Consider the following 11,931-nt stretch of genomic DNA (forward strand, 5'->3'; position numbering starts at 1 on the left):
CTGCCGAAGGCTGCGATCTTTTATTTTGAGAACGCCGCACTCTGTGCAGGCAGGAACAGCATGCGAGCCGGTCTGGTGGCGCGCCTGGGGGATTACCCAATCTGGCTTTGAAGATCAAAAGATCGCAGCCTTCGGCAGCTCCTACGGTTGCACCGTATTTCAAATGTAGGAGCTGCCGAAGGCTGCGATCTTTTATTTTGAGAACGCCGCACCCTGTGCGGGCAGGAACACCATGCGAGCCGGTCTGGTGGCGCGCTTGGGGGATTACACGATCTGGCTCTGAAGATCAAAAGATCGCAGCCTTCGGCAGCTCCTACAGTTGCACCGTATTTCAAATGTAGGAGCTGACGAAGGCTGCGATCTTTTATTTTCGAAGACGCCGCACTCTGCGCGGGCAGGAACAGCATGCTGGCCGGTCTAGTGGCGCGTCTCGGGGACTACCCGCTGTGGGACGTAATCTGGCTCTGAAGATCAAAAGATCGCAGCCTTCGGCAGCTCCTACAGTTGCACCGTATTTCAAATGTAGGAGCTGCCGAAGGCTGCGATCTCTTATGTTTGAAAACGCCACACTCTTTGCGGGCAGGACACCAGGCGAGCCGGTCTGATCGCGCCTCGGGGATTACCCAATTTGGCTTTGAAGATCAAAAGATCGCAGCCTTCGGCAGCTCCTACGGTTGCACCGTATTTCAAATGTAGGAGCTGCCGAAGGCTGCGATCTTTTGACGTTGGGTCAGGCTTGCCCTTTGGCCTGCTGTTCCAGATGCACCTGCAGGTCTGGATCGATCTGTAAGGCCGCGGCCAGCTCGTCGAGATAGCTGCGTTCGGCATCCTGTTGGTCGTCCACCAGCATCACGCTGGCCAGATACATTTCCGCGGCCACGGCCGGGTCGCCGTCCGCAGACTGCGCTACTTCGCGGGGATCCAGCGGTTTGGCGACTTCGGCGTCGAGCCATTGCTGCAACTGCGGATCCGCAGTGTGTTTGCCGATTTCGCTGCTGATCAGGTGCTTCTCTGCGTCGTCGATACGCCCGTCAGCCTTGGCGGCGGCGATCAAGGCGCGGAGCACCGCGTGGCTGTGGGTTTCGATTTGCGGGCCGGCGAGCAGGTCGGCGGTTTGTGGCAGGTCTGGCGGCGCCTTGCTGGCCTGGCTGCGTTGCCAGGCTTGATACGCCTGGTAGGCCATCATGCCCAGCGAAGCGAGGGCCGCGTAATGGGTGCCGCCGGAACGACTTCGGTTGCCGCCACCCAAGGCACTTCCCAAGCCGCCACCACCGAGCAAGCCTCCCAGTAACCCACCCAAGCCGCCGAGTCCGCCGGAAGCCGCGCCAGCACCCGCGCGGGTCTGCCCTCCACCGCCCAACAGGCCGCCAAGCAATCCGCCCAGGCCATCGCCGGCCGCAGCACCACGTTGTTGTCCCGCCGAGGCCTGGCCTCGCAGCAGTTGTTCGAGCAAATCGCTGGTGTTCATGTCGTCATCCTCAAGGCCCCGGCCCGATTGCGTCAGGCAACGATAGACCGACGCGGCCATAGCGCCAGCACCGTTTGGCTGACGCCCGATAATCGATAAATCGCCACGCAAGAAATTTTCCGCCAGCCAGCTAAGATTCAAGGGTGGTGAACCTTATCCCGGCCAAACCGGTCGATAGCTGCAACCCGACCCGGTTTGCCGACGCCCTTCCTGAGGATGGGCGATACCCGGCTTGCTTCACTTTCTGGAGAACGCCCCCGTGATATCCACCGTACACATCGCCAGGCTGAAAGCATGGGGCGCCCATGGTTTTACCGCGACCGGCGTGGTCACCGCCTTCCTTGCCACCCTCGCCCTGCTGGAAAACCAGCCGATCCATTGCCTGATGTGGCTGGGCGTAGCGCTGATCGTCGACGGCCTCGATGGCGCACTGGCGCGCAAGGTCAATGTGCAATCGGTGTTGCCGAGTTTCGACGGCTCGATCCTTGATCTGGTGATCGACTACCTGACTTATGTGTTCATCCCGGCACTGTTTATCTACCGCTACATTCCCCTCCCCGATTACACCTTGTTGCTGACGGTGTCGGTGATTCTGGTGTCCTCGCTGTTCTGCTTCTGCAACGTCAACATGAAGAGCAAGGACAACTATTTTGTCGGTTTCCCGGCGGCCTGGAACGTGGTTGCGCTGTGCCTGTACATCATTGGCCCGGGGCCGTGGATCACCTTCCTCACCGTGATCGGTCTGGCGCTGCTGACGGTGACGCGGATGAAGTTCCTGCACCCGTTCCGCGTTCGCCGCTTCATGCCGATCAACATTGCGGTGACGGCGATCTGGCTGTTGTGCAGTCTGTCGCTGGTGCTCAATCACCCGGTAATCAACCCGCTGGTGATGGGCTTGTGGCTGCTGATGTCGGCTTATTTCCTGGGGATCTGCATCTGGCGCACGGCGCTGGAGTGGTTTGATCGCGGCCACTCGAAATAAGCAAATCCCCCTGTAGGAGCGAGCCTGCTCGCGCTAGCGGTGTATCAGTCGAATGATTTTCAGCTGACCCACCGCTATCGCGAGCAGGCTCACTCCTACAGGGGTTGTTCATTTGTCCAGAACTAACGTTTGGTTATCACCACTTCCAGGTACTCACTCGGCACCACCAGCGACGCCTCTCCCGCCCGGTTCGAGCGGTTGAGCAACTCGGTCAGATCCTCCTCCAGCGCCTGCCCAGCCTCCGGCGTCAACACCGCAAACGCCTTGTGCACCGGCCCGTACCAGTGCCGAAAAATATCAATGAAATGCGCGGCCGAGCGATAGCGGAAGTTGAAATGGTTGCGCGTCACCCGCACGACAAAATCACGATCGTCGAAATGCTTGTGCAGCCATGCATCCGAACCCCAATTCGATGGAGGCTGTGCAACCGCAGGCGGTGGCAGATGCTGACCGAGGATCTTGAACATCTGCCCGACGAAGCCCTCCGGCGTCCAGTTCGCCATACCGATCCGCCCGCCCCGACGACACACCCGGCCCAGTTCAGCGGCAGCAGTGACCTGGTCGGGCGCAAACATCACGCCAAAAGTCGACAGCACGGCGTCGTAGCTTTCATCGGGAAACGGCAAAGCCTCGGCATCGGCCACCTGGAAAATCACCTCCAGATGCTCGGCCCGGGCGCGGTCCTGACCGCGCTCCAGCAGTGCCGCCACGTAATCGGTCGAGGTCACCACACAACCGCGCCGCGCCGCTGCCAGAGTGGCGTTGCCATTGCCGGCAGCGACATCCAGCACTTCTTCGTCACAACGCAGATCGCAGGCTTCGGCGAGGCATTCGCCGACGATTTGCAACGTGGTGCCGATCACGGCGTAGTCGCCACTGGCCCAAGCGACTTTCTGACGTTCCTTCAGGGCAGTGAGATCAATCGGGGTACTCATGACAGCGAGCTCCGTGGCAGAGAGAATGCACAGGCTGCGACGCGGACCGTGCTTGCTCACTATCGCGCCGAGGCTGCCCGGCGTCCCTGTCAATCGTCCGGCGAGCCCATAAACCGGGGACTTTGCCGATGAGCGGTGGAAATCTGTCAAGCCCATGAAACAGGTTGGCTGGCATAGGGCTGCAGATACTGGCAATGGCTCATGGGTCGCGACCCATGAGCCATTGTTGTTGCGATCAAGCCGCCGGTGCCTTGGCCTCCTCCAGCAACTGCTTGATCATCTGCTCCTGCTCCGCATAACGACCTTCACCGAAGTGGCTGTAACGCACTTGGCCCTTGGCGTCGATCAGGTAATGCGCCGGCCAGTACTGGTTGTCGAAGTGGCGCCAGATCGCATAGTCGTTGTCGATCGCTACCGGGTAGGTGATGCCGAGTTTTTTCACCTGATCCTTGACGTTGTCGATGATGCGTTCGTAGCCGTACTCCGGCGTATGCACGCCGATCACCACCAGGCCGTCCTTCTCATATTTCTGCGCCCAGTCTTTGACATACGGAAGGGTGTGCTGGCAGTTGATGCAGTCGTAGGTCCAGAAATCCACCAGCACCACTTTGCCGCGCAGGGATTCGGCGCTGAGTTCGGGGGAGTTGAGCCACTGCACAGCGCCGGACAGCGACGGCATCGCGCCCTGGGCGTCGTCCATCATCGAATCCGCGCGGACCTTGCTGACGAAGTAGTCGACCACTTTCGGCACGCTTTCCAGGACGTTTTTCTCGACGCTGGCAACGCCTTCCGAAGAGGTGTTGGCGAGCAGGGTTTTGTCCGCGCCGGTGGCGATCACTGCGACCGTAGCCAGCACCGCAACCCCGGCACCGCGGCGCAACCAGCCACTGAACGGGATCGACGGCTTCAGTCGATTGACCAGACCGCGCCCGGCGAAGATCAACGTGCCCAGCGACAAGGCACTGCCGGCGCCGTAAGCCAGCAGCAACAGGCTGGTCTGGGCATTGGCACCTTGCAGCATCGCGCCGGTGAGAATCACTCCAAGGATCGGCCCGGCACAAGGCGCCCACAACAGGCCGGTGGCGACACCGAGCATGATCGAGGCCATGGGTCCTGCGCGTTTACGGGTGTCCTGATCGAGGCGATTGCCCAACGCGACAAAGGGTTTGGTCAGCCAGTCACCGACCCGGGCCGAAATCAGCGACAGGGCAAACAGCGCCATGACCAACAGGGCCACGTGGCGGCCGGTGTTGCTGGCCTCAATCACCCACTCGCTGCTGACCACGGCGAGGCTGGAGATCAACGCAAAGGTCAGCGCCATGCCGCCGAGGGTGAGCAGGATCGAGGAGCGTGTACGGTTGGCGCCAGCGAACAGAAACGGCACCACCGGGAGGATGCACGGACTGAGGACGGTCAGCAGACCGCCGAGAAATGCGATGAGGTACATGACGGGTCACCTTGAAATGGGGGCTGGGCGCACAACCGGGCAGCGAGGGGATATGTTCCCTCGCTAGCTCGCTTTATTGACGCCGTGGCTCATGCGTTCTGGCCGTCCAGCAACTGCGCTTGTGGCGTGCGACTGGCACCGTTTTCCGCGACCAGTTGGCCCTGCGGCGTGCGGCTGGAACCGTCAGCGGCGAGCGTCTGGCCCTGCGGCGTGCGGCTGGATCCGTCAGCGGCAACCATCTGGCCCTGCGGCGTGCGGCTGGAGCCGTCAGCGGCGATCAGTGCATCGCTGCCCTCCTTCGCCACTGTGGTCAGCTGGAAGCAGGTGCTGCTGGCGCAACTGCTCTGCTCCAAGGCACTGTTGGCGTGGGCGGCGGCACCGGTGAAGGCGAAGGCTGCTGCGGTCAGAAAGCGCGAGACGTTGTTCATGGCAAAACTCCTTGCAGAAAAAGTAGGGATGACTCAGTTCTGGTTGTTGCAGCCGTCAGCGAATTTGCTGTAATCCAGCTCGCGGGTCTTGCCGGCGGAATCGAGGTAGGTCATGCGCGCCTCGGTGATGCCGCAGGTCACCGAGGTGTCTTCGGTCATCGACAGCACTTTCTTGATATCCAGATGGGTGCCGTAGGTGTAGGTTTGCCGGCTGACGTCAGCTTCGGCGTGGGCCGACAGGGTGCAGATGTTCAGAGCGGCGAACAGGCAGGCGGCGAATACGGATTTGTTGTTCATGGTGGTGTCCTCAAGGCTTCAGTGGGTTTTGAGCCGAGGCAATCTGTGTGTGCCTCGATGGAGCCTATTTGAGGCGCTCGAGGTATCGCGTCTGTGTCAGGAAAGGACGAGAATCACTCGTTGTGTATCCACGCCATGTGTAGATACACAGCGATACAAACCCCGGTAAAAATCGCGTTTTTGCGTCGGCGTGTATCCGCCGTTGCGGCAGATACACTGCAATACAAAGGCAGGCAGGCGTGCGGTTTCCGGCGCTATAGACTGCACGGCATTCCCCTTTTGACAGAGGCTTGAACCGATGGAACATGTCGATCACATTCTCATCGTCGACGACGACCGCGAAATCCGTGAACTGGTAGGCAACTACCTGAAGAAAAACGGCCTGCGCACCACAGTGGTCGCCGATGGCCGGCAGATGCGCAGCTTCCTGGATGCCAATACTGTCGACCTGATCGTGCTCGACATCATGATGCCCGGCGACGATGGTCTGCAGCTGTGCCGCGAATTGCGCGTGGGCAAACACAAGGCGACGCCGGTGCTGATGCTCACCGCGCGCAACGATGAAACCGACCGCATCATCGGCCTGGAAATGGGCGCCGACGATTACCTGACCAAACCGTTCGCCGCCCGCGAACTGCTGGCGCGGATCAACGCAGTATTGCGCCGCACCCGCATGCTGCCGCCGAACCTGGTGTTCACCGAAGCCGGACGCTTGCTGGCCTTCGGTCGCTGGCAACTGGACACTTCGGCGCGGCACCTGCTCGACAGCGACGGCACCATGGTTGCCCTCAGTGGCGCCGAATACCGCCTGCTGCGGGTGTTCCTCGACCACCCGCAACGGGTGCTCAGCCGCGATCAGTTGCTCAACCTGACCCAGGGTCGCGAGGCCGATCTGTTCGACCGTTCCATCGATTTGCTGGTGAGCCGCTTGCGTCAGCGTCTGCTCGACGATGCCCGCGAACCGGCCTACATCAAGACTGTGCGCAGTGAAGGTTATGTGTTTTCGCTGCCGGTCGAACTGCTTGGGGCGTCGGCATGAAACTCAAGCTGCAATGGCCGCGCACCCTCGCCTCGCGCCTCTCGCTGATTTTTCTGATCGGGCTGATTCTGGCGCAGGGCCTGTCGTTCGGCGCGCAGTACTACGAGCGTTACCAGAGCGCGAAAAGCACCATGCTTGGCAACCTCGAAACCGACGTCTCGACCTCGATGGCAATCCTTGATCGCCTGCCCGCTGCCGAGCGCGAGGCCTGGTTGCCGCGCCTGGCACGGCGCAATTACGGCTACCTGCTCAATGAGGGCGAACCGGGCATGCCGGTGACCTCGGCTGAAGAGTCCGTTGCGATTGCCTCGATTACCGCGGCCATCGGCGGCACTTATCCATTGGTATTTACCGAAGTTCCCGGCGGTCCGAGACGACATTTCCAGGGCCATCTGCGCCTGAGCGACGGTAGCCCGGTGACCATCGATATCCGTCCGGCGATGGTGCCGCTGTCGCCGTGGTTGCCAGTGGTGCTGCTGGGCCAACTGGCGCTGCTGATCCTCTGCACCTGGCTCGCCGTGCGCATCGCCATTCGCCCCCTCACCCGCCTCGCCAATGCGGTGGAAACGCTCGACCCCAACGCGCATCCGATCAAACTCGACGAGCAAGGGCCGACCGAAGTGGTCCACGCAGCGCGGGCGTTCAACGCCATGCAGACGCGCATCGCCGCCTACCTGAAAGAACGCATGCAACTGCTCGCCGCGATTTCCCACGACTTGCAAACACCGATCACCCGGATGAAGTTGCGTGCGGAGTTCATGGACGACTCGGTGGAAAAAGACAAACTGAGCAGCGACCTCGGCGAGATCGAACATCTGGTGCGCGAAGGCGTGGCCTACGCCCGCAGCGTTCACGGCGCCACCGAAGAAAGCCGCCGTACCGATCTCGACTCGTTCCTCGACAGCCTCGTGTTCGACTATCAGGACATGGGCAAGGACGTGCAGCTCGGCGGCAAGAGCAAAGCGGTGATCGAAACCCGTCCGCAAGCGCTGCGCCGGGTCCTGGTGAACCTGACCGACAACGCCCTGAAATTCGCCGGCGCCGCGCAACTGCAGGTCGAAGCGCAGGGCAACAGCCTGTCGGTGAAAGTCCTCGATCGCGGCCCGGGCATCGCCGAGGCCGAACTGGCGCAGGTGCTGGAACCGTTCTATCGCGTGGAAAACTCGCGCAACCGCGACACCGGTGGCACCGGACTCGGGCTGGCAATTGCCCAGCAATTGGCGATGGCGCTGGGTGGTTCGCTGCTGCTGAGCAATCGCGAGGGCGGCGGCCTGTGCGCTGAGCTCAGGTTGCCGCTGCCACGCTGAGAAAAACACCGACTAGACTCAATCAGTACCCAGTCGAGGGGGCCGCAGGACTTCTGCTGTGCCCTGCCCCTATCCGTGACCACCGCCCGGTGGCGCCTGCCTCGACATTCAACGCCGCCGGACGGTGATCCTGTTTCAGGAGCACACGTGATGAATGAGGCGAAGCTCAACGAATTCATGGGCAAACTGGTCAGCGACATGGGCGGCGCGGCGATGCTGGCCAATGTCATCGTCGGCGAAGAACTCGGTCTGTACCGGGCGATGGCCGACAGCCAACCGATCAGCCCCGAAGCCCTCGCAGCAAAAACCACCTGCAATCCGCGCCTGGTGCGCGAATGGCTCAGCGCCCATGCCGCATCCGGTTACATGGAGCACCTCGACGGTCAGTTTCGCTTGCCGGAAGAACAGGCGCTGGCGCTGGCCGTGGAGGATTCGCCGGTGTACGTCGCCGGCGGTCTCGGCGTGGTGGCGTCGTTTTTCCATGACAAGGACAAACTGGTCAAAGCCATGCGCGGCAATGGCGCGCTGTCTTGGGGTGATCACCACCCGTGCATGTTCAGCGGCACCGAACGCTTCTTCCGCCCCGGCTACAAAGGTCACCTGATCGCTGAATGGCTGCCGGCACTGGACGGTGTGGTGGAGAAACTGGAACGCGGCGCCAAAGTCGCCGACATCGGCTGCGGCCACGGCGCCTCGACGGTGATCATGGCCCAGGCGTTTCCCAGGTCGCAGTTTGTCGGCTTCGACTTCCACGCGCCCTCCGTCACCGTCGCCACGCAACGGGCCGAAGAAGGTGGCGTGGGCAACCGCGCCAGATTCTTCGAGGGCACGGCGAAAAACTATCCCGGCAGCGACTACGACCTGATTTGCTTTTTCGATTGCCTGCACGACATGGGCGACCCGGTCGGCGCCGCCCGCCATGCCCATGAGGCGCTGAAAGACGACGGCACGGTGTTGCTGGTCGAACCCTTCGCCAACGACAAACTGGACGACAATCTCAACGCGGTCGGGCGCCTGTTCTACGCCGCTTCGACGTTTATCTGCACACCCAATTCGCTGTCACAGGAAGTCGGCCTCGGGCTCGGTGCCCAGGCCGGAGAGCTACGCTTGCGCAAGGTATTCACCGAGGCCGGGTTCAAGCAGTTCCGTCGCGCCGCGCAGACACCGTTCAACCTGATATTGGAGGCGCGCAAGTAACCGACTGAAAACGCGAAACCTGTGGCGAGGCAGCTTGCTCCCGCTGGACTGCGCAGCAGGCCCTTCTTCTGCGGCCGCTTCGCCCCCCAGCGGGAGCAAGCTCCCTCGCCACAGTGGTTGATGCTAACCTGCGGGCACTGCCCATTCTGGAGTGCTGAGCATGCTCGACAGCCCGATCCGCGAACACCTCGATACGCTGGTGCAGGCCATGGCCGAGGATAAGTTTCTCGTCCTGACCGGCGCTGGCATCAGCACGCCTTCGGGCATTCCGGACTACCGCGACAGCGACGGCGTGCGTCGCGGACGGCAGCCGATGATGTATCAGGAATTCCTTTCTGCCCCGGAATCACGCCGTCGCTATTGGGCCCGAGCCATGCTCGGCTGGCCGCGCGTGCGCCAGGCGCGGCCGAATGCAGCGCATCAGGCGCTGGCGACGCTGCAGCAGCGTGGCCGGATCAGCGATCTGATCACGCAGAACGTCGACACCTTGCACGATCAGGCCGGTAGTCACGATGTGATCGAACTGCATGGCAGCCTGCATCGAGTGCTGTGTCTGGACTGCGGGCAGCGCAGTCCGCGCGATGAGATTCAGCGCCAGATGGAAGCGGAGAATCCCTATCTGAGCGGCGTTGATGCGGTGCAGGCGCCGGATGGCGATACCTTGCTCGACCCGGCATTTGAAGCGCGCTTCCAGGTGCCGCAGTGCCCGCATTGCGCGGGTGAGCGGATGAAACCGGATGTGGTGTTTTTTGGCGAGAACGTGGCACAGGCGACCGCAGCGCGGGCGATGGCCGCTGCCGAGAATGCGGCGGGGTTGCTGGTGGTTGGGTCATCGTTGATGGCGTATTCGGCGTTTCGTTTGTGTCGCGTGATTGCCGAGCGTGGCAAGCCGCTGATGGCGATCAATCTGGGCAGGACCCGGGCGGATGATCTGCTGGATTTGAAGATTGAAGGGTCGTGTGAGGTGCTTTTGCCTTGGATAGTTGAAAAGCTGGAACGGTGAGATTTTGAGTATTGGGTTCGGCTTGAAATCGGCCCCTCACCCTAGCCCTCTCCCGAGGGAGAGGGGACTGAACGAGGTGTTTGTACGGGATTCGTCGGCCTGAAATCACTCATCGAACTCAGGTTTTTGATTGCCGTGCTGGTGCCAGACTCAATGCGCCCGATCCAGGCCCACCAATAAAGCGCTGTCGCGACTGTAGATATCCGGCGCGTATCGCACGTGGCCGCTGCTGTCGACTTGCGCCGTCCAGTAGGTCATCAGGATAGGCACGGGGGAAGACAGGCGAAATTCGTGGGTGGTACCGCTGGCGAGCAGTGTGTCGGTGCGGGTCTTTTCTGCCGGTGACAGCAGCAGATCGCGCAGTTGCAGCGGATGCTCGACACGGACACAACCGGAGCTGAACGCCCGTGGACCTTTTTCAAACAGCGCCTTGCTCGGCGTGTCGTGCAGGTACACCGAGAACGGGTTGGGGAAACGAATGACCATTTGCCCCAGCGGATTGCGCGGGCCGGCGTCCTGGCGCAGTAGGATGTTGCCGGGGTTGTCCCAGTCGATGTCCGCTGCCGCCAGGGGCTGACCGTTGGCATCGAGCACTTGCAGGTTCTGGCGGCTGAGGAAGGTCTGGTCCTTGCGGATTTCCGGCAGCTTGTCTTCTTTCCAGATGGTGGGCGGCACGGTCCAGGTCGGGTTCAGCGTGAGCCGGGTGACGCGGGATTTCAGCAGCGGTGTCTGGCGCTCGGCGCGGCCGACCTGGGTGCGGGTCTGCCACACCGGCTGACCGCCCTGATACAGCGTCAGCTCAGCGGCCGCGACGTTGACCACCAGACCGCTGGGCTCCATGTCCTGGGCCATCCAGCGGAAACGTTCGAGATTGACGCGCAACTGATCGCGGCGAGTCAGCGGGCTGATGTTCAGCTCGGCAATCGTACCCGGCCCGACCACGCCGTCAGCCTGCAACGAGTGACTGGCCTGAAAATGCTTCACCGCTTCCACCAGCACGTCATCGTAGGCGTTGTCCGGCGTCACGATCACGTCTGCCAGATAACCTTCGTTGTACAGACGCCGGGCGAGTTCCGGCACGCGCTGGTCTTCCATCGCCGGGCGCAGCAGCGGGCCGTTGCCCACCGGCTGCCATTGCGGCAGGGCCTGCAAACGTTGTGCGGCATAAAGCTGACGCAGGCTCTGATACTGAGGCAGATGCGGACGGGCGAGGTCGAACGCTGCAGCAATGTCGTTCACCCCCGGCACGGCAATGCTGAGCAACTGCGCCTGACGATCGGTCGGCGGGCCGTCGACATGCCACAGCGGTTCGAAATGCGACTGCAACAGACGACCGTAATGCAGATCCTGCAAGGCCTGCAGGTAATGGCGGCTGATATCGATATCGGCACACAACTCGCCGTCCTGCGGCGGTGACGCCGACACAGCATAGCGATTGGGATTCAGCCCATCGTCGGCCAACAGCTGCAATTGCGCGCGCAATGCCGGCAATCGAGCCGATTCACTTGCCCACACTGGCATCCAGTCCTGCTGTGCATAGAACGCCTGCAATTGACTCAGCGCCGGGCCGTTGAGACGCGGAGCAATGGCCGGGCACGACTGCGCCAGGCTGATCAACACGGCCTGCAACGGGCTGCGCGGCTCCACCGGCAGTTCCGTCGTCGGCGTCGGCAGGGTTTCGAGCGGGGGCAGCGGCTCATCGGCGCAAGCGACAAACGGCGCAGCGAGCAAACAAATGCTCAAGTAGCATGCGTACTTTTTGAACAACTGCTTTACTCCAATCCATGGCCGTCCAGATGACGGTCAACCTTACATCAGGTGCGCTGAA

General features: G+C 61.8%; 11 protein-coding genes. 5 read left to right on the forward strand and 6 right to left on the reverse strand.

The window, feature by feature from the left end; all coding sequences use genetic code 11:
• Positions 1–730: 730 nt before the first annotated feature.
• Positions 731–1,468 carry a tellurite resistance TerB family protein gene (locus tag QRN33_RS23000; protein WP_285410291.1) on the reverse strand — a complete coding sequence of 246 codons (738 nt, stop codon included), beginning with the start codon at positions 1,466–1,468 and terminating at the stop codon, positions 731–733.
• 259 nt (positions 1,469–1,727) lie between these two features.
• Between QRN33_RS23000 and pcsA the strand changes: the two genes are divergently transcribed.
• The gene (gene pcsA, locus QRN33_RS23005) at positions 1,728–2,450 is read left to right on the forward strand and encodes a phosphatidylcholine synthase (RefSeq protein ID WP_042609341.1); all 723 of its coding nucleotides are present in this window, start codon (positions 1,728–1,730) and stop codon (positions 2,448–2,450) included.
• A gap of 122 nt (positions 2,451–2,572) precedes the next feature.
• Here pcsA and QRN33_RS23010 read toward each other — a convergent pair whose 3' ends face one another.
• The 4 genes from QRN33_RS23010 to QRN33_RS23025 all read right to left on the reverse strand — a co-directional run bounded on the left by QRN33_RS23010 (position 2,573) and on the right by QRN33_RS23025 (position 5,557).
• Positions 2,573–3,385 (reverse strand): class I SAM-dependent methyltransferase, encoded by an 813-nt coding sequence (locus QRN33_RS23010; protein ID WP_116658650.1) that lies wholly within the window; start codon positions 3,383–3,385, stop codon positions 2,573–2,575.
• 235 nt (positions 3,386–3,620) lie between these two features.
• On the reverse strand, positions 3,621–4,832 hold the full coding sequence (locus QRN33_RS23015) for a cytochrome c biogenesis protein DipZ (RefSeq protein WP_285410293.1): 1,212 nt from the start codon (positions 4,830–4,832) through the stop codon (positions 3,621–3,623).
• Positions 4,833–4,921: 89 nt separating this feature from the next.
• On the reverse strand, positions 4,922–5,260 hold the full coding sequence (locus QRN33_RS23020) for a hypothetical protein (RefSeq protein ID WP_285410294.1): 339 nt from the start codon (positions 5,258–5,260) through the stop codon (positions 4,922–4,924).
• Between the two features lie 33 nt (positions 5,261–5,293).
• Positions 5,294–5,557 carry a DUF2790 domain-containing protein gene (locus tag QRN33_RS23025; protein WP_042609337.1) on the reverse strand — a complete coding sequence of 88 codons (264 nt, stop codon included), beginning with the start codon at positions 5,555–5,557 and terminating at the stop codon, positions 5,294–5,296.
• Between the two features lie 298 nt (positions 5,558–5,855).
• Here QRN33_RS23025 and QRN33_RS23030 point away from each other — a divergent pair, with 298 nt between their 5' ends.
• From QRN33_RS23030 to QRN33_RS23045, 4 genes are all read left to right on the forward strand, one after another.
• Positions 5,856–6,596: a response regulator gene (locus tag QRN33_RS23030; RefSeq protein ID WP_285410295.1), complete on the forward strand. Its 741-nt coding sequence runs from the start codon at positions 5,856–5,858 to the stop codon at positions 6,594–6,596.
• Positions 6,593–7,903 (forward strand): ATP-binding protein, encoded by a 1,311-nt coding sequence (locus tag QRN33_RS23035; RefSeq protein ID WP_042609336.1) that lies wholly within the window; start codon positions 6,593–6,595, stop codon positions 7,901–7,903. The genes QRN33_RS23030 and QRN33_RS23035 overlap by 4 nt, the downstream gene beginning before the upstream one ends.
• Positions 7,904–8,053: 150 nt before the next feature.
• Entirely contained in the window at positions 8,054–9,100 is a 1,047-nt protein-coding gene (locus tag QRN33_RS23040) for a class I SAM-dependent methyltransferase (RefSeq protein WP_285410296.1), read from the forward strand.
• Positions 9,101–9,260: 160 nt separating this feature from the next.
• Positions 9,261–10,103: an NAD-dependent protein deacetylase gene (locus tag QRN33_RS23045; protein ID WP_285410298.1), complete on the forward strand. Its 843-nt coding sequence runs from the start codon at positions 9,261–9,263 to the stop codon at positions 10,101–10,103.
• 150 nt (positions 10,104–10,253) lie between these two features.
• Here QRN33_RS23045 and QRN33_RS23050 read toward each other — a convergent pair whose 3' ends face one another.
• Positions 10,254–11,870, reverse strand: a complete 1,617-nt coding sequence (locus QRN33_RS23050) for a L,D-transpeptidase family protein (RefSeq protein ID WP_285410300.1) — start codon at positions 11,868–11,870, stop codon at positions 10,254–10,256.
• Between the last annotated feature and the right edge of the window lie 61 nt (positions 11,871–11,931).

Origin of the sequence: Pseudomonas sp. FR229a (assembly GCF_030209115.1) — a bacterium.
In the GTDB taxonomy this organism is placed as follows: domain Bacteria; phylum Pseudomonadota; class Gammaproteobacteria; order Pseudomonadales; family Pseudomonadaceae; genus Aquipseudomonas; species Aquipseudomonas moraviensis_A.

Coding starts and splice junctions, on each gene's coding strand:
- QRN33_RS23040 (WP_285410296.1), top strand. CDS start 8,054: ATGAATGAGGCGAAGCTCAACGAATTCATGGGCAAACTGGTCAGCGAC.
- QRN33_RS23000 (WP_285410291.1), bottom strand. CDS start 1,468: ATGAACACCAGCGATTTGCTCGAACAACTGCTGCGAGGCCAGGCCTCG.
- QRN33_RS23010 (WP_116658650.1), bottom strand. CDS start 3,385: ATGAGTACCCCGATTGATCTCACTGCCCTGAAGGAACGTCAGAAAGTC.
- QRN33_RS23025 (WP_042609337.1), bottom strand. CDS start 5,557: ATGAACAACAAATCCGTATTCGCCGCCTGCCTGTTCGCCGCTCTGAAC.
- QRN33_RS23015 (WP_285410293.1), bottom strand. CDS start 4,832: ATGTACCTCATCGCATTTCTCGGCGGTCTGCTGACCGTCCTCAGTCCG.
- QRN33_RS23030 (WP_285410295.1), top strand. CDS start 5,856: ATGGAACATGTCGATCACATTCTCATCGTCGACGACGACCGCGAAATC.
- QRN33_RS23035 (WP_042609336.1), top strand. CDS start 6,593: ATGAAACTCAAGCTGCAATGGCCGCGCACCCTCGCCTCGCGCCTCTCG.
- QRN33_RS23045 (WP_285410298.1), top strand. CDS start 9,261: ATGCTCGACAGCCCGATCCGCGAACACCTCGATACGCTGGTGCAGGCC.
- QRN33_RS23020 (WP_285410294.1), bottom strand. CDS start 5,260: ATGAACAACGTCTCGCGCTTTCTGACCGCAGCAGCCTTCGCCTTCACC.